Annotated in this window: 13 protein-coding genes, 1 CRISPR repeat array and 1 riboswitch (1 of these 15 cut by a window edge); all 13 genes read left to right on the forward strand. The window is 45.9% G+C overall.

All coding sequences use genetic code 11. The features are described 5' to 3' along the window. Positions 1-50 precede the first annotated feature (50 nt). The gene (locus GKG43_RS14435; protein ID WP_129879255.1) at positions 51-1,715 is read left to right on the forward strand and encodes a putative 2-aminoethylphosphonate ABC transporter permease subunit; all 1,665 of its coding nucleotides are present in this window, start codon (positions 51-53) and stop codon (positions 1,713-1,715) included. Positions 1,716-1,923: 208 nt separating this feature from the next. Further along, positions 1,924-2,112, forward strand: a riboswitch (cobalamin riboswitch). 338 nt (positions 2,113-2,450) lie between these two features. Beyond that, positions 2,451-3,470: an ABC transporter substrate-binding protein gene (locus tag GKG43_RS14440; RefSeq protein ID WP_055154381.1), complete on the forward strand. Its 1,020-nt coding sequence runs from the start codon at positions 2,451-2,453 to the stop codon at positions 3,468-3,470. A gap of 15 nt (positions 3,471-3,485) precedes the next feature. Then, positions 3,486-4,559: an iron ABC transporter permease gene (locus tag GKG43_RS14445; protein WP_050641477.1), complete on the forward strand. Its 1,074-nt coding sequence runs from the start codon at positions 3,486-3,488 to the stop codon at positions 4,557-4,559. Between the two features lie 15 nt (positions 4,560-4,574). Next, entirely contained in the window at positions 4,575-5,333 is a 759-nt protein-coding gene (locus tag GKG43_RS14450) for an ABC transporter ATP-binding protein (RefSeq protein WP_050641476.1), read from the forward strand. A gap of 492 nt (positions 5,334-5,825) precedes the next feature. Continuing rightward, entirely contained in the window at positions 5,826-8,753 is a 2,928-nt protein-coding gene (locus GKG43_RS14455) for an insulinase family protein (RefSeq protein ID WP_055154382.1), read from the forward strand. 204 nt (positions 8,754-8,957) lie between these two features. Beyond that, positions 8,958-9,857, forward strand: coding sequence for a GTPase Era (era, locus tag GKG43_RS14460; protein ID WP_055154392.1), 900 nt, complete (start codon positions 8,958-8,960; stop codon positions 9,855-9,857). A 256-nt stretch (positions 9,858-10,113) separates the two neighbouring features. Next, positions 10,114-10,299, forward strand: coding sequence for a hypothetical protein (locus GKG43_RS14465; RefSeq protein WP_055154383.1), 186 nt, complete (start codon positions 10,114-10,116; stop codon positions 10,297-10,299). Further along, entirely contained in the window at positions 10,241-10,981 is a 741-nt protein-coding gene (gene recO / locus GKG43_RS14470; RefSeq protein WP_242857625.1) for a DNA repair protein RecO, read from the forward strand. Before GKG43_RS14465 ends, recO begins: the two co-directional genes overlap by 59 nt. Before the next feature lie 1,023 nt (positions 10,982-12,004). After that, the gene (locus GKG43_RS14475; protein WP_050641472.1) at positions 12,005-13,396 is read left to right on the forward strand and encodes a glycine--tRNA ligase; all 1,392 of its coding nucleotides are present in this window, start codon (positions 12,005-12,007) and stop codon (positions 13,394-13,396) included. A gap of 212 nt (positions 13,397-13,608) precedes the next feature. Continuing rightward, positions 13,609-14,976, forward strand: coding sequence for an aminopeptidase (locus tag GKG43_RS14480; RefSeq protein ID WP_055154385.1), 1,368 nt, complete (start codon positions 13,609-13,611; stop codon positions 14,974-14,976). A 239-nt stretch (positions 14,977-15,215) separates the two neighbouring features. Then, positions 15,216-16,658, forward strand: coding sequence for an aminopeptidase (locus tag GKG43_RS14485; RefSeq protein WP_050641470.1), 1,443 nt, complete (start codon positions 15,216-15,218; stop codon positions 16,656-16,658). Positions 16,659-16,932: 274 nt separating this feature from the next. Further along, on the forward strand, positions 16,933-19,563 hold the full coding sequence (gene ppdK, locus GKG43_RS14490) for a pyruvate, phosphate dikinase (RefSeq protein WP_050641469.1): 2,631 nt from the start codon (positions 16,933-16,935) through the stop codon (positions 19,561-19,563). A gap of 896 nt (positions 19,564-20,459) precedes the next feature. Further along, positions 20,460-20,627 carry a hypothetical protein gene (locus GKG43_RS14495; protein WP_154253396.1) on the forward strand — a complete coding sequence of 56 codons (168 nt, stop codon included), beginning with the start codon at positions 20,460-20,462 and terminating at the stop codon, positions 20,625-20,627. 369 nt (positions 20,628-20,996) lie between these two features. After that, positions 20,997-24,589: a CRISPR direct-repeat array (repeat unit 32 nt; unit sequence GTCACTCCCTGCGTGGGAGTGTGGATTGAAAT) (it continues 756 nt past the right edge of the window).

Below are 24,589 nucleotides of genomic sequence, written 5' to 3' on the forward strand. Positions count from 1 at the left end.
AAAGCTCTCTTTTCGTAGCCTTTCACCCTTCATTATCATAGAAGAATCTTATTTACAGACTTTTCTTCACAGTCTCGATTTTTCTGGTACTCTTCCTGGTTCTCCCCCTGTGCACCCTGTTCCTGAAGGCATTTCAGGATAAGAGCGGTGCATTTGCAGGCTTGTCCCAGTTTGCAAAATATTTTCAGAGCAAATCCATGGTTTATTCCATATCACATACTTTTTTTATTGCAGCCGTATCAACACTTATATCAGTGACACTGGCATTTTTCTTCTCCTATTCCCTGTCGAGAAAAAATGTACCGTGGAAAGGCTTTTTCAGATACATCGGAATGATCCCGATCTTTGCCCCTACCATGCTTCTTGGTATCGCATTGATCTACCTGTTTGGAAATAAAGGCATCTTCACCGCACTTGGCTGGCAGGTGCCTTTATACGGCAAGGTGGGGATTATCATCGCCGAAAGCATCTACTGCTTTCCAGTGGCGACAACGATCCTGATGGTGGCATTTTCTGCTGCAGACAACCGTCTGTATGAGGCGGCGGAAACAATGGGCACTTCGGCGATCCGGAAAATGTTTACGATCACCATACCGAACGTCAAGTACGGGCTGATCAGCGCCATATTTGTAGCGTTTACATACAGTTTTACCGATTTTGGAGCCCCCTCGGTTGTGGGCGGCAACTACAACGTACTGGCCACAGACGTCTATAAACAGGTGGTCGGGCAGCAGAACTTTAACATGGGTGCGGTAGTGGGAATCATCCTGCTGTTTCCGGCCGTACTGTCCTTCGCAGTGGACCGGATTACAAATAAAAAGCAGAATGCGGCGATCAGCGCAAAATCGATACCATACCAGATTAAACCCCACAGGCCAAGCGACATGGCGGCAACGATATTCTGTCTCGTGATCACACTGGCTATGCTGTTGTTTTTCGCAGTCGCTCTGTTTGCCTCCCTGATCAAATTCTGGCCCTATAACCTGACATTTACACTTTCCAACTATGATCTGGGGCAAATCTCATCAGGCAGCGGAACCACTGCATTCAAAAATTCCATAATCATAGCGCTCATATCGGCTTTTCTGGGAACTTTCATCACATTCCTGGGAGCATACCTGATTGAGAAAAACCAGAAATTCAAGGTCAGCAGAAGAATTACTTACCTGCTCTCCATCACCCCCCTGGCGATACCGGGAACCGTAGTAGGCCTGAGTTTCATTATGTTCTTCAACGCACCAAACTTCAAGATCCCATTTGCAGACGGCTACGTATTACAAAACCCTTTCCACTTTATATACGGAACCATCTGGATCATCGTACTGGCGAACATGATACACTTCTACTCCGTACCTTTTAGCACCGCCACAACCGCTCTGAAAAGGCTTGACAAAGAATTCGAAACGGTATCCGAATCCCTCGCAGTCCCATTCTACAAGACCCTGCGCCGCGTCACCCTCCCCCTGTGCACGCCCGCAATCTGCGAAATGTGGGTATACTTTTTCGTAAATTCCCTGGTTACCGTATCCGCGGTCGTATTCCTGTTTACCCCCACCGCCCCCATAGCCTCCGTAGCCATAGTAAGCCTCGAAGGCGCCGGTCAGACCGCTCCTGCCGTAGCTATGTGCATGCTCCTCCTCTTCATAAACCTGATAGTAAGGGGCCTTTACGAAGCCAGCAGGCATAAAGGGCAAAAGGCAGGTTTATCATCCTGATGTTTCCGCAAAGCCCAGTCAGAATGTAACAGTTCAGGCAGGCCCGAACTGTTACGTCAGAATACCTGTCCCGCAGCATGTGTATCTGCAACGGGGCGGGTATTCGCGTTATTACGAAAAATATAAGAACTATTTGTAATTTTTTATCAGATCCCCGTTCTTTTATTGACAATTTTCTTATTTCAGGGTATGTTTGTCTGGAAAAACTGAATCATACTATTCATCAAATGCTCGTAAGAGGTAAAAGGGAATCAGGTGAAAAGCCTGAACGGTCCGGCCACTGTATCCAGGGAGTGAAAGCTGTAAGATGTCATTGCAGAATCTTTATTTTGTGAGAAGGCACAGCATGAGCGATAATCTGGAAGTCAGGAAACCTGTTTGACGAATAAGAGAGGAAACTTCCGGTTAAAAGCGTCCTGTCTGAATATTTAAAGTTGTTATGTACATTTTTGAAAACAACTTTATTTGTGTATACCTAATGGATACACATGTATTAGACATTTGCTAATTTCGGGCAGATGTCTTTTTTGTGATATAGGAAATTCCAGAGGAATTTCCTATATCACAAAGATGCACACGCCGCGATAAGGTATATAGCCGCAAAGCGGCATCGCGGCGGCGCGCAAAGTGGGCAAGCCCGTTCTATTCTTATGCAGTTATAAGCAAAATGGAGAAAATGAAGATGGATATCTATGAGGATAGTTTTAAACTATTATTGAAAAGAGGAGAAAAAGTATGAAATTGAGAAACAAACTGATTAGCATAATGCTGGTGCTTGCATTAGGAATGAGTATTACAGCATGTGGAAAAGATGCTTCCGATGCGGATGCAGCAGCCGCGGAAAAGGCAAAGCCGGCACAGGAAGAAGAATCTAAATCTGAGGGGGAATTTCCTTTCACATTAAAAACGCAGGATGATATTGAAGTTACATTTACACACGTGCCTGAAAGAGTAATTGCAGCAAATGCATGCACGGGTGACGAATTAATGGCAATGGGACTGGGAGACAAAATTATAGGCAGGGCATATACAAATTCTAAAATCAACCCGAAGTGGAATGATGAGTATTTGAAGATTCCGGAACTTGCAGAGTCAGCCCCCTCATTGGAGGCAATTCTGGCTGAGGAGCCGGATTTTATTTATGGGCGGTCCAGTGCATTTTCTGAAAAAAATAATACAGAACACGAGACATTAAACGGCTATGGTATCATGTCACTAGCGTCTATTGAAGGGTATACCATCGGTGCAGATGTTGATGTTGTATATGAAGATTTTTATAACCTTGGACGCATCTTTGATCTGGAAGATAAAGCAGAAGAAATCGTAGATGCAATGAAAGCTCAGATCGAGTCGGCAGAAAATGCGGTGAAGGGTCAGGAAACCGTAAAAGTATTTGTTTATGATATGGCGCAAGATGGCGGAGCATATACCTGCGGAAATAATTTTACTGCAAAACTGATTGAGCACGCAGGAGGGAAAAATATCTTTTCCGATATGGATAAGACCTGGGCAAATGTAAGCTGGGAAGAAGTAGTGGAGCGTGCCCCGGAAGTTATTGTAATAGACGATTACGGCGATACTTCCTTAGAACAGAAAATATCCGAATTAAAAGAGAATCCGGCATTGGCAGCCGTACCGGCAATTGCAAATGACAGAATTATTTCTGTAAATCTTTGCGAGGTATTCGCAAGCTCTATGACGGGGGATACAATTGAAAAATTTGCAAAGGCATTCCATCCGGACTGTTTTGAATGAAAGTGATGCACAGGTATGAAGAATATTTGTATGACTATAAAGAAACATAGCGTTTTAAGCTCGATTATTCTTTGTATACTGCTGATCATTTCTATTATTTTGGCCGTCGGAATCGGGCCGGTTACCATAGACTTTTTTTCCGTCTGGAAAATTGTACTGTATAACATATCCCAGTACATTGGCCTGGAGCATCTGATTTCTATAGAAGAAATGAAAAGCAGTACACAGAATATCGTCTGGTTTTTAAGGGTGCCCAGGGTTCTGCTGGGCGGCCTTGTAGGAGCGGGTCTAACACTTTCCGGGATCTGTATGCAGGCATTTACCAAGAATCCGCTTGCAGAACCGTATGTGCTGGGAATCTCATCCGGCGCATCTCTGGGAGCCGTACTGGCAATGCTTGCCGGGGTCTGGCTTCCATGGGGCGGGAGGTTAACTGTCTCCACAGGAGCTTTTGCCGGAGCGCTTGTATCAATGCTTTTTGTGTACACTCTGGCAAGAACAGGAAATACAGTGACTCCAATCCGTTTAATACTAGTGGGAGTCGCTGTTTCATCTTTATTCAGCGCTTTGACGAATTACATCGTATATACAGCTCCGAATGATGCGGCAGTAAGAGAGGCAACCTTCTGGATGCTGGGTGGACTGGGAAGCGCAGCATGGAGCGATATCCCTTTATTGGGGATACTCATAATCCCGGCATTTTTGTGCCTGATGTACCTGTCCAGGGCCTTAAACGCACTACTGATGGGAGAACATTCAGCCATTACACTTGGAGTAAACGTAAATATTGTGAGGCGGATTCTCATCATTGTGTCTGCCTTATTGACAGCCTCTGCAGTTGCAGTAAGCGGATGTATTGGTTTTATCGGGCTGGTAGTTCCCCATATGGTCCGCTCCATCGTAGGAGCAGATCACAAAAAACTAATCCCGCTTTCAGTTCTTACAGGCGCCCTATTCATGATCTGGGTAGATGTGGGAGCCAGAATGCTTCATCCGCCGACGGAAATCCCCATAGGAATCCTGACAGCATTTATCGGGGCGCCATTATTCCTATGGATGATAAAGGTGCGTCAATACGAATTTAAATAGGGGGATCAGTATGAAATGATAGAAATCAAAGAACTTTCTTATCAAGTCCGGGACAGACAAATACTATCCCAGATTGAGATGCACATAAAAAAGCAAGAATTTGTAGGCATAATCGGCCCGAACGGCAGCGGAAAGTCTACACTTCTAAAAAACATATACAAAGTCCTCAAACCACAGGAAGGCAGCATCTTCCTCATGGGGGAAGATCTAACAGCCATAAGCAACCGTGAAATGGCAGAAAAATTATCGGTCCTCATCCAGGAGCAGGAATCAAGCTTTGACTTTACCGTAGAAGAAGTCGTAATGATGGGCCGCCACGCCAGAAAAAAGATGCTGGAATCAGAAGACAAAACCGACAAAAAAACAGTACAAGAAATCTTAAAAAAGATCGGACTCCATTCCATAAGCAATCAGAGTTTTCTCACCCTCTCAGGAGGCGAAAAACAAAGAGTCCTGATAGCCCGCGCATTCGTCCAGGACACACCCTGCCTGATCCTGGACGAGCCCACAAACCACCTGGACATCAAATACCAGCTAGAACTAATGAATCTGGTAAAAGCCCAAAACAAAACCATAATAGCCGCAATCCACGACCTAAACATAGCCGCACTCTACTGCACCTACATATACGTCCTAAAAAACGGCCAAATAGCAGCCCAAGGCCCGCCCCAGGAAGTCCTGACAGAAAAAACAATCCACGAAGTATACGGAGTACACGCAACCCTATACACAGACCAAACCAACCAAAAACACATCCTATTCCACCCCCAGTAGATGTTAAACACCTGTCCGCCAATTCACTCCAATCCGCCACCCCCACAGCGGTTCCCCCTCCCCGGGAGTCAAGCTTTCCGCCCGGATGAGCCCAGCGAAGCGTGCGTCAGAATGTCCGGCCGGGTGCAGATAAACATGCTGTGTGAAAAATGCTCCCAGCGAGCTTAGCGGCAGTTAGGAGGAAACGGACAGAAACGTATGGCTGAAAACTGATCTCCGAATCAGTTTTCAAGAAAGCCTGAGCCGTTCAGGCATCAGCCTGGACGGTGAATGCTTTCGGTGCCATACGTTTCTGTCCGTTTCCTCCTTACTGCCGCTTAGCGCAGCGCCCGCATTTCTCACACAGCATGTTTATCTGCACCCGGCCGGACATTCTGACGCACACTTCGCGAACCACCCAGCCAAAAAACTTCCCTCCCCCCAAACCGCCCCCTTTTATTGTAACGATTTAGATGCTATAATGTTCACATCGAATAAAAAGAGAGGTGTACTATGAGTATTTATGATTTGGATGCATACGAACTGATATTAAAAGAAGACTTATCAGATTTAAAATCGAAGGGCAGCCTTTTGCGACATAAAAAGACCGGGGCGAGAGTTCTGTTAATGGAAAACGATGACGAGAACAAGGTATTTTCCATTGGATTCCGCACCCCGCCTTCCGACAGCACGGGTGTTCCGCACATCATGGAACATTCTGTACTGTGCGGTTCCAGGGACTTCCCGGTTAAGGACCCTTTCGTAGAACTGGTGAAAGGTTCCCTGAACACTTTTTTGAATGCCATGACCTATCCGGACAAGACGGTTTATCCGGTTGCGAGCTGCAATGACAAGGATTTCCAGAATCTGATGCATGTATATATGGATGCGGTATTCTATCCAAATATCTACGAGCACGAAGAAATCTTCCGCCAGGAGGGCTGGAGTTATAAACTGGACAGCCCGGATGCGGACCTGGAATACAATGGTGTTGTTTACAACGAGATGAAGGGGGCGTTTTCCTCTCCTGAGGGAGTGCTGGACCGGGTAGTCTTGAATTCCCTTTTCCCGGATACGTCCTATGCAAATGAGTCGGGCGGAGATCCGGAGTTTATCCCCGAATTGACATATGAGCAATTTCTGAATTTCCATAGAAAGTATTATCATCCTTCTAATAGCTATATCTATCTGTATGGTGATATGGATATGGAAGAGAAGCTTCAGTGGCTGGACCGGGAATACCTGAGCCGGTTCGATCAGATTTCGTTGGATTCCGAGATTAAATACCAGGAGCCTTTCGAAAAAGTGAAGGAACTTGAAATCGAGTATTCTATTTCAAGCGAGGAGGGTGAGGAGGATAATACGTATCTGTCCTACAACAAAGTCATTGGTACGAGCCTGGATGAAAAGCTGTATTTGGCATTCCAGATTCTCGACTATGCGCTGCTTTCCGCACCGGGAGCCCCGCTGAAGAAAGCGCTGGTGGATGCCGGAATTGGCAAGGATATTATGGGGTCCTATGACAATGGGATCTACCAGCCTATATTCTCGGTGATTGCAAAGAATGCCAATGTGGAGCAAAAAGAAGCGTTCCTTTCAATTATTGAAGGTACACTGAAAGACATTGTAGAGAAGGGAATCGATAAAAAGGCACTGGAAGCCGGAATCAATTACCACGAATTCCGCTTCCGCGAAGCTGATTTTGGAAACTATCCAAAGGGGCTCATGTACGGCCTTCAGATGTTTGACAGCTGGCTTTACGACGAAGAAAAACCATTCATCCATATGCAGGCAATTCCGACTTTTGACTTTTTGAAAGAGCAGATGGACACCGGGTATTTTGAGTCACTGATTCAGACCTATCTTCTGGACAATACACACGCCTCTGTCGTAGTGGTGAAGCCGGAGAAGGGCAGGACAGCGCGGCAGGACAAAGAGCTGGCTGATAAACTGCAGGCTTATAAGAGAAATTTAAGTCAGGAAGAAATTAATAAATTAGTAGAAGACACTAAATCCTTGCTCGCATACCAGGAGGAAGAATCTCCGAAAGAGGATCAGGAGAAGATACCGGTATTGAGCCCGGAGGATATTTCCAGAGAAATCGCGCCGATCTGCAATGAAGAAAAAGAGCTGGACGGCATTAAAATGATCCATCACAATGTGGAGACAAATGGCATCGGGTATATCACACTGATGTTTGATTTATCCGGCGTGCCGGAGGAAAAACTGGTATATGCCGGACTGCTGCAGGCGGTGCTCGGAATGATCGATACGAATCATTACGGTTATGGAGAATTATTTAATGAGATCAATGTCCACACCGGGGGAATCGGAACTTCCCTGGAACTGTATGCAGATGTAACGAAAGTAAAGGAAAAGGAATTCCGCGCCACTTTGGAGATGAAAGGAAAGGCCCTTTATCCGAAGATGGACATCCTGCTTGCCATGATGCGTGAGATTCTGATGGAATCCAAACTGGATGATGAAAAGCGTCTGAAAGAGATCCTGGCTATGCTGAAATCCAGGATGCAGATGAGCTTCCAGTCCTCCGGCCATACAACGTCGGCTCTGCGTGCGCTGTCCTATGACTCACCGCTTGCTAAGTTCAAGGATGATACGGAGGGCATTGGATTTTATCAGGCCGTAAAGGAAATCGAAGAAAACTTTGAAGAAAAGAAAGCAGAACTGATCTGGAACCTCAAAGCGATTGCCATGGATATCTTCCGCGCAGATAATATGATGATAAGCTATACTTCCGCAGAGGAAGGACTGGAATCTATCAAACCGGGGGTCGGAAAAATAAAATCAGGTCTTCACGAGGAACCAAAGTCTGAGGAAACACCTTGTATCATTCACTGCAAAAAGAGAAATGAAGGCTTTAAGACATCATCCAAAGTGCAGTATGTTGCAAGGGTGGGCAACTTTATTGACCACGGAGCGGATTACAACGGAGCACTCCAGATCCTGAAAGTCATTTTAAGCTATGACTACCTGTGGCAGAATGTACGCGTTAAAGGCGGGGCATACGGCTGCATGAGCAGTTTCAACCGGATTGGGGAGGGATACTTTATCTCCTACCGCGATCCGAATCTGAGGAAAACCATGGAGACTTACGAAGGGGTTGTGGATTATCTCAGAAAGTTTACTGTAGATGAAAGAGACATGAATAAGTATATCATCGGCACCATCAGCAATATTGACCGTCCGATGACTCCGGCCACAAAAGGAGACCGTTCGATGAATCTCTATATGAATCATGTGTCGGCGGACATGATCCGGAAAGAGCGCATGGAAATACTTGGGGCGCAACAGGAGGATATCCGTGCACTCGCAGGCGTTGTGGAGGCGGTACTTGCTGCAGACCAGCTGTGCGTAATCGGAAGCGAAGAAAAAATAGAAGAACAGAAAGATATGTTTGGCGAAGTAAAGACATTGTTTTAGCGTGTATTTGGCAGATCATGCCTCCGGCACAGGCCGTTTTGCGCTGCAGATTGTTACTATTCACGGCTAAGGGCTGTGTATAGTAACTGCAGATCCGCCGTGGTGCAGTTTATGCACGGGGCGGTCCGCACAGCAGCGGATGCCCGCCGGGGGCGGTGAATGCCCATGTACACTCTGACTCAGGCCAAAATGAAAGGTGAAAGAATGAAAGAAAATTATAAGTCAGGATTTGTTACTTTGATCGGACGTCCAAATGTGGGAAAGTCTACTTTAATGAACTATCTGATCGGCCAGAAGATTGCGATTACATCCAATAAACCGCAGACTACCCGAAACCGGATTCAGACGGTTCTGACGACGGAGGAAGGCCAGATTGTATTCGTAGATACTCCGGGGATCCACAAGGCCAAAAATAAGCTGGGCGAATACATGGTAAATGTTGCAGAAAGGACGCTGAACGAGGTGGATGTAGTCTTGTGGCTCGTGGAGCCGTCCACCTTTATAGGCGCCGGAGAGCAGCATATCATCGAACAACTGAAGCATGTTAAGACACCGGTTATCCTTGTGATCAATAAGACAGATATGGTAAAAAAAGAAGAAGTTCTGACTTTTATAGATGCATATAGTAAGGCGTATGATTTTGCCGCGATCGTGCCGGTGTCTGCAAGAAATGGTGATAATACAGATGAGCTGGTCAAGGTAATTATGCAGCATCTCCCTTACGGGCCGCAATTTTATGATGAAGACACGATTACGGATCAGCCCGAGCGCCAGATCGTAGCAGAACTCATCCGTGAGAAGGCCCTGCACTGCCTGCAGGAAGAAATTCCCCACGGAATCGCCGTGGCGATTGACAGTATGAAGATGGAAAAACGGGTCATGCATATCGACGCCACGATCATCTGTGAGAGAGATTCACACAAAGGAATTATCATAGGAAAGCAGGGAAGTATGCTGAAAAAAATCGGCAGCACCGCGAGGTATGAGATCGAGCGTCTGCTCGACTGCAGGGTAAATCTAAAACTCTGGGTAAAAGTGCAGAAAAACTGGCGTGACAGTGATTTTATGATGAAAAACTTTGGCTACCAGGACGAGCAAAGATAGAGCAAAGCCAGAAAAAATAAGGGTGTCAAGGCATTTTGTCCAAAATGTGCTGGTAGATTTTACGAGGTATAGTGCTGTTTGAATCGGAGAACCTAATAGTATAACCCAAGGGTATTATATAACAAGTACCCGGCAGGCGGGGCTGCGGCAAAGCCGCAGTATTATGTATACCCAAGGGCATCCCGTAACTCATGCCCTTCGGGCGGATCTGCGGCAAAGCCGCAGAATTATGTACCACATAAGAAGAGGTGATCTGATGGAAGAAGAATACTGGAATAAGTTTTTTGCAACCGGAAGTGTGAAGGATTATCTGTCCTATAAGATGCAGGAATCTGCAGACGAGAAAGGGCAGATGAAGGAAAAAAGTGTGGGAGTAAGCAATTGTGAATCAGATTGTACTGACAGGTATGGTTCTGTCTACAGCGCCAATTGGGGAATATGACAGAAGAGTAGTAATTTTAACAAAAGAACAGGGAAAGTTAGCTGCGTTTGCCAAGGGCTCAAGGCGTCCAAACAGCCCTCTGGTAGGCGCAGTTAATCCGTTTACATTTGGGGAGTTCACCATGTATGAGGGTCGCTCTTCCCATACGATACAGTCTGTCAATGTTCTGAACTATTTTGCAGAACTCCGGGAAGATATCATGGGCGCATATTACGGTTTTTATTTTCTCGAGTTTGCAAATTATTATACAAAAGAATCAAATGATGAGAGAGAAATGCTGAAACTTTTATATCAGACCATGAGAGCGCTGACCAATCCGCATATTCCCAACAGGCTCATCCGATACATATTTGAACTAAAGGCCTACTGCATCAACGGAGAGGGTCCGGAAGTTTTCCAGTGCGTGTCGTGCGGAGATAAGGAACGCCCAGCTGTATTCAGCGTCCGAAAAGGAGGCCTGGTATGCACAGAATGTGACAGAGATCTCATAGACGGCATCCATCTGGATAATTCGACATTATATAGCATGCAATATATAGAAAGCAGTAAAATAGAGAAGTTGTATACATTTAATGTGACAGATAAAGTGCTGGATCAACTGTCCCGGGTACTGGATCGATACAGGGAAGTCTACGTAGATAAACGGTTTAAGGCACTGGAGATACTTGAGACTCTCCTATAAAACGGGAGTTAGCGACGAGCTTTAGCCTCGGCGCGGATGGGGTGAGGACGCCAAGCGGACTGTAAGCGGCAAGCCCTCCGGCCTGTAGGGTCGGTTTCAAATCCTGACCGCTTAACGAAGAAGCTCTAAGAGAGCCGGAGGCACCCGGAAGGGCACAACCGGCATGCGCTGAAAAATTGATATTTTTTCAGCACAGGCCGGATTGAAAATTGATTTTGGAGAATCAATTTTCATCCCTTCCGGGTGTCTCCGGCTCTCTAAGAGCTTCTAGTCGTCCGCTATAAGGCGTTTGAAACCGACCCTACAGGCCGGAGGGCTTGCCGCTTACAGTCCGCTTGGCTGGTTCATCCGATCGGTAGGAAAGAAGTCGTTGCCAGGGTGGCGACCTAGACGGGGGAGGCGGATGGAATGGGCTATGCGTATCAGGCATCCTGCTTAAATGAATTTTAGAGCTTTTATGCATGGAATCTTTTGAACTGTTTTTGGTTAGATAGCATTAACTAATGCCGACATAACAGAACCACCAATTCTATCCCATCCGCTGCAACCGCACGGGACCCCTCCGGGGAATGAGCTTTTACCTGCCGTCTGGATGCAACAGCGAATGACGAGGTGAGTCCGGGCGCTGGCGGGGCAATGTCTGCTGGTGAAAAGTCCATAAAGCGAGCGATTAGAAGCTGTTGAAGAAAACGGAACGGGAAGGGAGGGCAGAATTTGCCTTACCAGGCAAATTCTGAAACCGCCTGCGGCGCGAATGCATCGGCATTCGGGCCAAATGCGGTGGTACCTCCCTTCCCGTTCCGTTTTCTTCTACAGCTTCTTCGCGCAGTGTCAGGACATTTCACCAGCAGACATTGCCCCGCCAGCGCCCGGACTCACCTCGTCATTCGCGTCCGCCATCCGTCAACGAGTCTAAAGCTCGTTAACTATATCCCGATTTTTGGGCAAACGGCTTGAAAATCTCCCCCATAGCCGTTATAATAGTTACCAATTGAGATGAAATAGAATGTGAGGAGCAGTATTATGGTAGAAAAAACGATGGATAAAATTGTGGCTCTTGCCAAAACAAGAGGATTTGTTTACCCGGGGTCCGAGATATACGGTGGACTTGCTAATACATGGGATTACGGAAACCTCGGTGTAGAGCTAAAGAATAACGTGAAAAGAGCCTGGTGGCAGAAGTTCATTCAGGAGTCCCCTTATAATGTGGGCGTGGACTGTGCGATTCTTATGAACCCACAGACATGGATTGCATCCGGACATCTGGGCGGATTTTCAGATCCTTTGATGGACTGCCGGGAATGCCATGAGCGTTTCAGGGCAGATAAGATTATTGAGGACTACTGTGCGGAACATGATATTGCAATCGAAGGCGCGGTTGACGCATGGTCACAGGAACAGATGTCCGCGTTTATAGAAGAGCACCAGATTCCGTGCCCTTCCTGCGGAAAGCATAATTTTACGGATATCCGTCAGTTTAACCTGATGTTTAAGACCTTCCAGGGAGTTACGGAAGATGCGAAAAACACAGTTTACCTCAGACCAGAGACTGCCCAGGGTATTTTTGTGAATTTTAAAAATGTCCAGAGAACATCCAGAAAGAAGATCCCGTTTGGTATCGGACAGATCGGAAAATCTTTCAGAAATGAGATCACACCCGGTAACTTTACCTTCCGTACAAGAGAATTCGAGCAGATGGAGCTGGAATTCTTCTGTGAGCCAGGCACCGATCTGGACTGGTTTGCATACTGGAAGCAGTTCTGCCTTGACTGGCTGAGTTCACTGGGGCTCAAAGAGGATGAGGTCAGATACCGTGATCACGACAAAGAAGAACTTTCCTTCTACAGCAAGGCAACTACAGACGTGGAATTCCTTTTCCCGTTTGGTTGGGGCGAGCTGTGGGGAATCGCGGACAGAACCGACTATGACCTGACACAGCATCAGGAAGTATCGAAGCAGGATATGTCCTATTTTGATGATGAGAAGAAAGAAAAATACATCCCGTATGTAATCGAACCGTCACTGGGAGCGGACCGTATGGTACTGGCATTCCTCTGCAGCGCATATGACGAGGAAGAGCTGGAGGGCGGAGACATGCGTACTGTTCTGCATTTTCATCCTGCGCTTGCGCCGGTGAAGATTGGTGTTCTGCCGTTGTCCAAGAAGCTGAACGAGGGTGCGGAAAAGGTATTTGCAGAATTGTCCAAACTTTATAACTGTGAATTCGACGACCGTGGAAATATTGGAAAACGTTACCGCCGTCAGGATGAGATCGGAACACCGTTCTGTGTGACCTACGACTTTGATTCAGAGGAAGACGGTGCTGTGACGGTACGAGACAGAGACACCATGGAACAGGAAAGAATCAAAATCGAAGATCTGAAAGCATACTTCGAGGAAAAGTTAAGATTTTAACAATTTTAGGGCGTACTCTTTAGAAAAAGAGCTGCGTCCTAATCTGCTATCAGCAGCATCTGGTACAAAACGTGTGGGGCATTTTCTCCAGACGGTAAATATAAAATTAAAAGAAAGGATAACGCAGGCACGCATTTTGCATACAGTGTCTGCGCCCTTCGGATACTGGAGCATCCGTAGACTGCAAGTATCTGCAGGGGGCGGTAAAGGATATGGAAAAAAATTTGTGGGAAGTTTATACAGAAGATCAGTTAAAAGAACTGGAATCGCTGACAGGTGACTACAAAAAGTTTCTGGATACAGGGAAAACAGAACGCGAGTGTGTTACAGAAGTCATCAGACAGGCTGAGGCTGCCGGTTACATAGAACTCTCCAAGGCAAATGAAGTGAAACCCGGAGATAAGGTGTATGCTGCATGGATGGGCAAATCAATTGCGCTTTTTAACATTGGAGAGGAACCGGTTGAGAATGGTATGAACATTCTCGGTGCACACATCGATTCCCCGCGCATGGATCTGAAACAGAATCCATTGTATGAGGAAAGTGGATTCGCGTATTTTGATACACATTATTATGGCGGCATTAAAAAATATCAGTGGGTGACGATTCCGCTGGCAATCCATGGAGTAGTAGTACGCAAAGACGGAACTACGGTAGAGGTTTCAATTGGAGAAAAAGACGAAGATCCGGTTTTTGTAGTAACGGATCTGCTGATACATCTTTCAGGCAAGCAGCTGGAAAAGAAAGCAAACACAGTGGTGGAGGGGGAAAACCTGGATATCCTGATTGGAAGCAGGCCGCTGGCAGGCGAGGAAAAGGACGCGGCTGCCGCACAGATTCTGAAGCTTCTGAAAGAGACTTATGATATTGAAAAAGAAGACCTGATGTCTGCCGAGCTGGAAGTTGTACCGGCAGGAAAGGCCAGGGACTGCGGACTGGACAGAAGTATGATCATGGCTTATGGTCAGGATGACCGCGTATGTGCTTATACCTCACTCGCTGCTATGCTGGATGTACAGGATGTGAAACGCACTTCCTGCTGTATCCTGGTAGATAAAGAGGAAATCGGAAGCGTCGGTGCTACCGGAATGCATTCCCGTTTCTTTGAAAATGCAGTTGCAGATCTGCTGGATAAGATGAGCGTTTTCTCTGAATTGAAGCTCCGCCATGCACTTGCGAATTCAACAATGATTTCCTCCGATGTAGGGGCCGCGTATGATCCAATGTATGCAGATGTGTATGATAAGAAATCTTCTTCTTTCTTTGGAAACGGACTTGTGATCAAGAAGCACACGGGCTCCAGGGGAAAGAGCGGTTCCAACGATGCGAATGCGGAGTATATCGCAAAGCTGCGCAGAGTATTTGATAAAAATCAGGTTGCCTTCCAGATGACAGAGATGGGCAAGATCGATGTCGGAGGAGGCGGCACTATAGCATACATACTGGCTCAGTTCGGAATGGAAGTGATAGACGGCGGAGTCGCAGTGCTCTGCATGCATGCACCATGGGAGGTGTCAAGCAAGGCGGATGTCTATGAGGCTTACAGAGCATACTGCGCATTTTTAAAAGATATGAATTAATCTGGCTGCGCAAATGGCAGTGCCAATCGTTTTTGACAAAATCAATGCCGCAATACAGGCAGTAAGACTGCCCGGCAGGTAAGTAACAGGAAGACGGGATGAAGGAACAGCCGCCGCCGCGGCAGGACTGAAATCCCGTCTTTTCCTATGCAGAAAGAATAGATTCTGGCAGAATCATCCATACTATCTTTTAGTAAAAGCAATGATGCAGAATATAAAAGTAGAAAGAGGAAGTAGTTATGGAGAGAAAAAATGCCTGGAACTATTACGGTGCGGAGGAGAGAAAACGTGTGGAGGATATCTGCCATGCATACTGTCATTTTTTGGACTGCAGTAAAACGGAACGGGAGTGTGCAGCGTCGGCGATCAAACTCGCCAGGGCCCAGGGGTACCGGGATCTGGATCAGATCCGGGAGGCAAAGGAGCCGCTGAAGCCCGGGGATAAAGTATATGCCTGCCAGATGGATAAAACCGTGGTGCTCTTTCAGATCGGCACAGAGCCTTTTGAAAAGGGTATGAACATACTGGGTGCACATATCGATTCCCCGCGGATCGACGTGAAGCAGGTTCCGCTTTATGAGGAAAAGGGGAATGTGTATCTGGACACGCATTATTACGGAGGCATCAAAAAGTATCAGTGGCTGGCGCTGCCTCTGGCACTTCATGGCGTAGTTGTCAGAAAGGACGGCACCAAAACGGAGATCAAAATCGGAGAAAAGGAGAAGGATCCGGTATTTGTCATTACAGACCTCCTGCCCCATCTTGGGAGAGAGCAGAATGAAAAGAAAGTAAAGGAACTGATTGACGCCGAAAAACTGGATCTTCTTATTGGCAATCTGCCATGTGCAAAGACGGAGCTCAAAAAGAGTAATACGAAGAAACATCTGGAATTTATAAACAGCGATGATGATAAAAAAGAAACGGAAATGGTAAAACAGACAATTTTAAAGTTGCTTCAGGAGCAGTATCAGATCAAAGAAGAAGACTTTATTTCTGCAGAACTGGAGATCGTACCTGCCGGCAGGGCCAGAGACTGCGGCCTGGACCGGAGTATGATATTGGCATATGGGCAAGATGACAGAAGCTGTGCCTTTACCTCTTTGCTTGCACTTCTGGAACTGAAGATGTCCAGGCGGACCTCGTGTTGTCTTCTGGTAGACAAAGAGGAGATCGGCAGCACAGGCGCCACAGGTATGCGCTCTCATTTTTTTGAAAATACAGTGGCAGAGATTATGGATCTGTGCGGTGACTTTTCCGAATTGAAGCTGCGCCGGGCTCTGAGCCATTCCCAGATGCTTTCCTCGGATGTCAGCGCAGCCTATGACCCTATGTTTGAAGAGTATTATGAGAAAAAGAATTCCGCATATCTCGGAAACGGCCTGGTCTTTAACAAATATTCCGGCAGCGGAGGAAAATCCGGCGGAAACGACGCAAATCCTGAATATATGGCCCAGCTGCGGCAGATTATGGACAAATATAAGGTCGTTATCCAAACGGCGGAACTGGGAGCGGTAGACAAAGGGGGAGGCGGTACCATAGCCTATCTGATGGCCGACTATGGGATGAATGTGATTGACTGCGGGATACCTGTACTGAACATGCATGCGCCCTGGGAAGTCTCCAGTAAAGCCGATATTTATGAAGCGCTGAAAGGATATCTTGCATTTTTAAAAGACGCATAATAATAGGTACAAAAAGAAATCGTTAAAACCGGGGAAACTACTGTGTACAGTGAGATTTGCCCGGTTTTAACCTGATACCAAAAAGAAAATTGTGAATAATTCCGAAGAAAAGTTGAAAAGAAATCGAAAAAAGGAATATTACACAAAAAAAACTTGCAAATCTTGTGCAAATTTACGGACAAAATGCTTGACGAGCATAACCAAAACCATTAGAATATTATATGCGACTTAGTGCAGTTTTATTTGAAAAAATTATTTAGGAGGTCATTAAAAAATGGCAAAATGGGTTTATATGTTTACGGAAGGTAATGCAACCATGAGAAACCTGCTTGGTGGTAAAGGTGCTAACCTTGCTGAGATGACAAACCTGGGTCTTCCTGTACCACAGGGATTTACAATCACGACAGAAGCTTGTACCCAGTATTATGAAGATGGCAGAAAGATCAATGACGAGATTATGGATCAGATTATGGATGCCATCACAAAGATGGAAGAAGTAACCGGAAAGAAATTTGGTGATAAAGAGAACCCGCTTCTTGTTTCCGTTCGTTCAGGAGCAAGAGCTTCTATGCCAGGTATGATGGACACTATCCTGAACCTTGGTTTAAATGAAGAAGTAGTTGACGTACTGGCTGCTAAGTCCGGCAATCCGCGCTGGGCATGGGACTGCTACAGAAGATTCATCCAGATGTACTCTGACGTAGTTATGGAAGTTGGTAAGAAATACTTTGAAGAGCTCATCGATAAGATGAAAGAAGAAAAAGGCGTAACACAGGACGTTGACCTGACGGCAGAAGATCTGAAGGTTCTGGCCGGACAGTTCAAAGATGAATATAAAGCTATGATCGGCGAAGAGTTCCCAACTGATCCGAAGGAACAGCTGATGGGCGCTATTAAAGCTGTATTCCGTTCATGGGACAACCCGAGAGCTAACGTATACCGTCGTGACAATGATATCCCGTATTCATGGGGAACCGCTGTTAACGTACAGATGATGGCATTCGGTAACATGGGCGACACATCAGGTACAGGTGTTGCATTTACACGTGATCCTGCTACAGGCGAGAAGAAGCTCATGGGAGAATTCCTGATGAACGCACAGGGCGAGGACGTTGTTGCCGGTGTTCGTACACCTCAGAAGATTTCTCAGCTGCATGAAGTTATGCCTGAAGTTTATGATCAGTTTGTAGCAATCTGTGATAAACTGGAAGACCACTACAGAGATATGCAGGACATGGAGTTCACGATCGAAGACAGAAAACTCTACATGCTGCAGACACGTAATGGTAAGAGAACAGCTCAGGCTGCTCTGCAGATTGCATGCGATTTAGTAGACGAAGGAATGATCACAGAAGAAAAAGCTGTTGTAATGATCGATCCTAGAAACTTAGATACACTGCTTCACCCACAGTTTGATGCTGCTGCGCTGAAAGCTGCCGTACCGGTTGGCAAAGCACTCGGAGCTTCACCAGGAGCTGCTTGCGGTAAAGTTGTATTTACAGCTGACGATGCAAAAGAGTGGGCTGCAAGAGGCGAAAAAGTCGTACTTGTACGTCTTGAAACTTCACCGGAAGATATCGAAGGTATGAAAGCTGCTCAGGGTATCCTGACAGTACGCGGCGGTATGACATCTCACGCTGCCGTTGTTGCACGTGGAATGGGTACATGCTGTGTATCAGGATGCGGCGACATCGTTATGGACGAAGCAAACAAGAAGTTTACACTTGGCGGAAAAGAATACCACGAAGGAGATGCAATCTCACTGGATGGTTCTACAGGTAACATCTATGACGGATTAATCCCGACTGTAGACGCTACAATCGCTGGTGAGTTCGGAAGAATCATGGGATGGGCTGACAAGTACAGAACCATGAAAGTTCGTACAAACGCAGATACACCGGAAGATGCTAAGAAAGCTCGCGAACTCGGGGCAGAAGGTATCGGACTCTGCCGTACAGAGCACATGTTCTTCGAGGGCGACAGAATCGACGCATTCCGTGAAATGATCTGCTCAGATACATTAGAAGAAAGAGAAGCAGCACTCGAAAAGATCCTTCCTGTACAGCAGGGTGACTTTGAAGGTCTGTTTGAAGCACTGGAAGGAAACCCGGTTACCATCCGTTTCTTAGACCCACCGCTTCATGAATTCGTTCCTACAGAAGAAGAGGATATCAAGAAACTTGCAGATGCTCAGGGCAAGACTGTAGAGCAGATCAAGACAATCATTGATTCCCTTCATGAATTCAACCCAATGATGGGACACCGTGGATGCCGTCTTGCAGTAACTTACCCAGAGATCGCAAAGATGCAGACAAAGGCTATCATCCGTGCAGCTATCAACGTACAGAAAGCACACGCTGACTGGAGCGTTTGCCCGGAAATCATGATTCCGCTGGTTGGAGATATCAAAGAATTTAAGTTTGTAAAGAATATCGTTGTTGAGACAGCTGATGCTGAGATCGCAGCAGCTGGAATCGAGCTTAAGTATGAAGTTGGTACTATGATCGAGATTCCAAGAGCCTGCCTGACAGCTGATGATATTGCGAAAGAAGCTGACTTCTTCTGCTTCGGAACCAATGACTTAACACAGATGACATACGGATTCTCACGTGATGATGCTGGTAAGTTCTTAGATGCTTACTATGACACCAAGATCTTCGAGAATGACCCATTTGCAAAACTTGACCAGACAGGTGTTGGTAAGTTAATGGAAATGTCACTGAAGTTAGGAAAACCGGTTAATCCAAGTCTGCACGTAGGTATCTGCGGCGAGCACGGCGGAGACCCAAGTTCAGTTGAATTCTGCAACACAATTGGTCTGGATTATGTATCCTGCTCACCATTCCGTGTTCCGATTGCAAGACTGGCTGCTGCTCAGGCTGCAATTGCTAAGAAGAATGCATAGTCAAGTTTCGTTGATAATTTAAATAGAGATTTTTATCAATTAGTCTATTCGTTGAAGAAAAATAAAAAGCCCCTATATTGACCGATTGCAGGTTAATATAGGGCTTTTTTTATTTTACCATCAACTTTATGAGCAGAATAGGTGAGTTTCATAAATTCATTTGTGGATAACTTTGCCTATGGAAATCGATCACTGTGAATTTCCAGGCGAGGGACACATTTGTTTTTGCAGCAACATGATGACACAATCTGTGCCTATTGATGCACATATTGAGTTTAAAGTGAGTGATGACCGGTTCTACGATGGTCTGGTTCTTAGAAAATAATTCATTTATTGGGACAGCTGGGATATCCTATTCCAAAATGTTATAGCTGACTTTGGAAACGTACCTTTGTTGCATACGGTATAGAGGCTTAGTGATTTGAGAAGATGACTTCTTTTTTCAGGAGTTTATAGGAAACGATGCGTTTAAGGCGGAGTTTTCAAGAAAAGTATCCAGTGAGAATTGGGGTGGAGCTTAGAAGAACACCTGATACCCTATCTTCTAAGAGGTAACGTCAGGAGGATTTTGAAGTAAACCTGTCATCATTTCGTGAGCGGATAGAGAAGTTTGGTATTGCTTTCTGTAATATAAGGTTCAATACCACAAGTTTCAAAGGGCAGGCTATTGATGTTGGTAGGGTTAATTAAGTGCTAGATCGGCTCCGTAGGGCTGCCTATCTTCTAGAACATGACATTAATATAGGGTATGAAAATAGTCTTGAAGCGGGAAAAGCGGGGCCACATGAGAAATTTGAAAGAGCTGCAGAAATCGCGTAGTTTCTGATAGAGGGCAAGGGAAATGAGGCACAGGGAGTTAAGGGGATGGAAAAGACTTTCTGAAGGATGAGTATAGAATGGAATTCCTTAAGAAGATAGTGTGGTTTCCCGCTAAAAGTCAGATAAAACGTGGTAGAAACCCGCAGGTGATTTCGGAAATGTCAACCGTATCACCTGGAAAAAAAGAAGAAGGATATTCCTGGAATATAACAGGACAGTTTAAAAAGGGTATTAGGTTAATCTGATATCTAGCGGCTGCAAATCATCTTCTTTGTGAGTTGTGGATTTGTTGGTGAGGTTATTACGTTTTTATATTTGTAGAGAGAAAATTATATAAAAGAAGCAAAAAAACAGTATAATTAATGAGGTCGCGATTTAACAATTGTCTGCGAGTAAAATGGTAATCATTAATCTTATGAAGTAAAAGTATAAGGTGCGAATGTGAAGTGAACATAAATTTCCTGGGAGATTCGCACCAATTAAAAGAGTAAGATATAGTATATAGATAAAAAAATTAGAAATTTATGCGGAATGAATTGTAATATGTACGAGAATAGTATAAAATTTTAGAAGAATAGCATAATTATTTTACATCTAAATTGTGCAATTTTGCCGTCACTCCCTGCGTGGGAGTGTGGATTGAAATTGTTCTTTTCGATGCTCAATCTATCTGCGATAAGTCACTCCCTGCGTGGGAGTGTGGATTGAAATTGTGGTCAAGATAGTATACAGATATCTTGGATCGTCACTCCCTGCGTGGGAGTGTGGATTGAAATCAACGTATCAAAATCTCCAACCGACACAAGCTGACGTCACTCCCTGCGTGGGAGTGTGGATTGAAATGTACCAGAGGGACGTGACGTAGTTCTGCCACTTAGTCACTCCCTGCGTGGGAGTGTGGATTGAAATTTATGGGAGTAGACTAGTATTTACTCCGTTTTCAGTCACTCCCTGCGTGGGAGTGTGGATTGAAATATCGTCATCTTCCTGATCAATTCGGACAAACTGGTCACTCCCTGCGTGGGAGTGTGGATTGAAATATCCTGCCCCTCCTAAATGTTAAGTTACCAAATCGTCACTCCCTGCGTGGGAGTGTGGATTGAAATCACATATACAAACTGCATTTATAAAGTCCTGTTTGGTCACTCCCTGCGTGGGAGTGTGGATTGAAATTCTTCTTGCAAAGGAAGAAAAATTTAGATCCACGGGGTCACTCCCTGCGTGGGAGTGTGGATTGAAATCGGTAATGAGTATAACCCAGGACTTTGACGGCGGGTCACTCCCTGCGTGGGAGTGTGGATTGAAATTGTAAACTATACGGAATTGAGGCTGGTTTGATGGGTCACTCCCTGCGTGGGAGTGTGGATTGAAATATTATGTAGCATTCGGAGACGTTTATTCCTGATGGTCACTCCCTGCGTGGGAGTGTGGATTGAAATTCCAAGACGGCAGTATGGAGGCAAAGAACGGATTGTCACTCCCTGCGTGGGAGTGTGGATTGAAATCTCTTCTATTACGCCGCTCTTTGTCAGTTTAGAAAGTCACTCCCTGCGTGGGAGTGTGGATTGAAATCATCATAACGGCACTGCGAAACGCCGGTTTCGACAGTCACTCCCTGCGTGGGAGTGTGGATTGAAATAGTTCTGCGATTCCAACGTCCTCAGCCGAACTGGCGTCACTCCCTGCGTGGGAGTGTGGATTGAAATAATATTTCCAAGATTGATATTGGCAGTATTTATTTGTCACTCCCTGCGTGGGAGTGTGGATTGAAATTGCTCCGTGGCATTCGCAAGCCTGGCGCAGATACGGTCACTCCCTGCGTGGGAGTGTGGATTGAAATTCCGCATAGTTATCAGTCATTGATAAAAATAATTTGTCACTCCCTGCGTGGGAGTGTGGATTGAAATAATCCTCGGCTGCCGGATCGCTGGCGGCACCACATCAGGTCACTCCCTGCGTGGGAGTGTGGATTGAAATATCAACCAGGCTGTCAATTAACAGACACGCCTCAGTCACTCCCTGCGTGGGAGTGTGGATTGAAATTCCCGTACCTTATAACACCACATCTATGCTAAGCCGTCACTCCCTGCGTGGGAGTGTGGATTGAAATCCAGGTGGCTGATGCGATATCTGACGCTATAAGCGTCACTCCCTGCGTGGGAGTGTGGATTGAAATACCGGACCATATATGAAAGACAAAGGGAAGGGCGTCACTCCCTGCGTGGGAGTGTGGATTGAAATAGGTACGAAAACGGAGAAATCGAGAAGGTTCCTGCGTCACTCCCTGCGTGGGAGTGTGGATTGAAATTCCCGACATCACAATAAAATGCGTCAAATTGTTTGTCACTCCCTGCGTGGGAGTGTGGATTGAAATTTGCAGGGCAGTACGATACGGAAATTTGAATGTTAGTCACTCCCTGCGTGGGAGTGTGGATTGAAATTGCGCAGGCATTATGGAAAGAGCTGCAGAATTGGTCACTCCCTGCGTGGGAGTGTGGATTGAAATCGCCTTTAAAGTACTTATTTTGGCATCCGAAGCTTGTCACTCCCTGCGTGGGAGTGTGGATTGAAATATCGATGAAAATAGTGTACGTCCCATCCTCGTTTGTCACTCCCTGCGTGGGAGTGTGGATTGAAATCGTTCCTGGAATTTGCTTTTTTAAAAAGATCAACGTCACTCCCTGCGTGGGAGTGTGGATTGAAATATAGCCGGATTTGCGGGATTAGATGCTGAAACAGTCACTCCCTGCGTGGGAGTGTGGATTGAAATAGTACATCGGTGGAATATTAAATCCGGGGCAGTACGTCACTCCCTGCGTGGGAGTGTGGATTGAAATCCCATATTTCTCAGCAGGGAAGATATATGCTCGGTCACTCCCTGCGTGGGAGTGTGGATTGAAATCTCCGGCGGGAAGATTGCAGATAGGACAATTAAGTCACTCCCTGCGTGGGAGTGTGGATTGAAATATCGGTTCTGATTGATACTATTTGATACTATTAGTCACTCCCTGCGTGGGAGTGTGGATTGAAATTGAATAATCTCTTGACAACTGGTTTATCACATCGTCACTCCCTGCGTGGGAGTGTGGATTGAAATCGGAAAATTACGATAATCTATATAACTGCGATTACATTGTCACTCCCTGCGTGGGAGTGTGGATTGAAATCGCATCTTGAATTTTTGCCATCTGCTGACGTATAGCGTCACTCCCTGCGTGGGAGTGTGGATTGAAATACGTGAAACATTAAAAAGGGGCGGATCTAAATCCGTCACTCCCTGCGTGGGAGTGTGGATTGAAATATAAAGTCGGGATGTTATGATTACCCTGCCAATTCGTCACTCCCTGCGTGGGAGTGTGGATTGAAATCCATATAAATTGTTTAGATACAATTTTGCTAACTGTCACTCCCTGCGTGGGAGTGTGGATTGAAATATCAACTACACTCCAACTCTCTATATTCATACTTCGTCACTCCCTGCGTGGGAGTGTGGATTGAAATCATTCTATGAATTATCAGAAATATTATCCGACAACGTCACTCCCTGCGTGGGAGTGTGGATTGAAATCGTGAATCCAAGCCAATGCCAAAGAAATCCATCGTCACTCCCTGCGTGGGAGTGTGGATTGAAATTTTGCGGATATCCGGGACGGAACCGTAGAAATAAGTCACTCCCTGCGTGGGAGTGTGGATTGAAATGTCCACAAAGAAAACACTGTATTCTGCACCAAGAGTCACTCCCTGCGTGGGAGTGTGGATTGAAATCTCAGATCTCCCATCAAAGCATCGAGGCTTTTTGTGTCACTCCCTGCGTGGGAGTGTGGATTGAAATTCATAGAGCTGCAGGCTGATTTTGCGGTAAATGGTCACTCCCTGCGTGGGAGTGTGGATTGAAATATCTCCTTTACTGCATTATACTCCATATGTCGCGTCACTCCCTGCGTGGGAGTGTGGATTGAAATAAGTTGCTTATCTGTGTACGTTCTTACAGATACACCGTCACTCCCTGCGTGGGAGTGTGGATTGAAATTCATTGCAATAATATCCAAACCAATAACCAGCGTCCTGTCACTCCCTGCGTGGGAGTGTGGATTGAAATTCATTGCAGTAATATCCAAACCAATAACCAGCGTCGTCACTCCCTGCGTGGGAGTGTGGATTGAAATCGCTTTGGAGTACTTGCGGAAGATTTTGTGCAATGTCACTC

The organism is Eubacterium sp. BIOML-A2 (assembly GCF_009680135.1).
Classification (GTDB): Bacteria; Bacillota; Clostridia; order Lachnospirales; family Lachnospiraceae; genus Faecalicatena; species Faecalicatena contortus_B.

What these genes read in the sequence shown, in the direction of transcription:
- GKG43_RS14455 (WP_055154382.1), top strand. Translation starts at nt 5,826, where the DNA reads ATGAGTATTTATGATTTGGATGCATACGAACTGATATTAAAAGAAGAC.
- GKG43_RS14445 (WP_050641477.1), top strand. Translation starts at nt 3,486, where the DNA reads ATGAAGAATATTTGTATGACTATAAAGAAACATAGCGTTTTAAGCTCG.
- GKG43_RS14495 (WP_154253396.1), top strand. Translation starts at nt 20,460, where the DNA reads ATGGAATTCCTTAAGAAGATAGTGTGGTTTCCCGCTAAAAGTCAGATA.
- GKG43_RS14480 (WP_055154385.1), top strand. Translation starts at nt 13,609, where the DNA reads ATGGAAAAAAATTTGTGGGAAGTTTATACAGAAGATCAGTTAAAAGAA.
- GKG43_RS14475 (WP_050641472.1), top strand. Translation starts at nt 12,005, where the DNA reads ATGGTAGAAAAAACGATGGATAAAATTGTGGCTCTTGCCAAAACAAGA.
- GKG43_RS14485 (WP_050641470.1), top strand. Translation starts at nt 15,216, where the DNA reads ATGGAGAGAAAAAATGCCTGGAACTATTACGGTGCGGAGGAGAGAAAA.
- GKG43_RS14465 (WP_055154383.1), top strand. Translation starts at nt 10,114, where the DNA reads ATGGAAGAAGAATACTGGAATAAGTTTTTTGCAACCGGAAGTGTGAAG.
- ppdK (WP_050641469.1), top strand. Translation starts at nt 16,933, where the DNA reads ATGGCAAAATGGGTTTATATGTTTACGGAAGGTAATGCAACCATGAGA.
- era (WP_055154392.1), top strand. Translation starts at nt 8,958, where the DNA reads ATGAAAGAAAATTATAAGTCAGGATTTGTTACTTTGATCGGACGTCCA.
- GKG43_RS14440 (WP_055154381.1), top strand. Translation starts at nt 2,451, where the DNA reads ATGAAATTGAGAAACAAACTGATTAGCATAATGCTGGTGCTTGCATTA.
- GKG43_RS14450 (WP_050641476.1), top strand. Translation starts at nt 4,575, where the DNA reads ATGATAGAAATCAAAGAACTTTCTTATCAAGTCCGGGACAGACAAATA.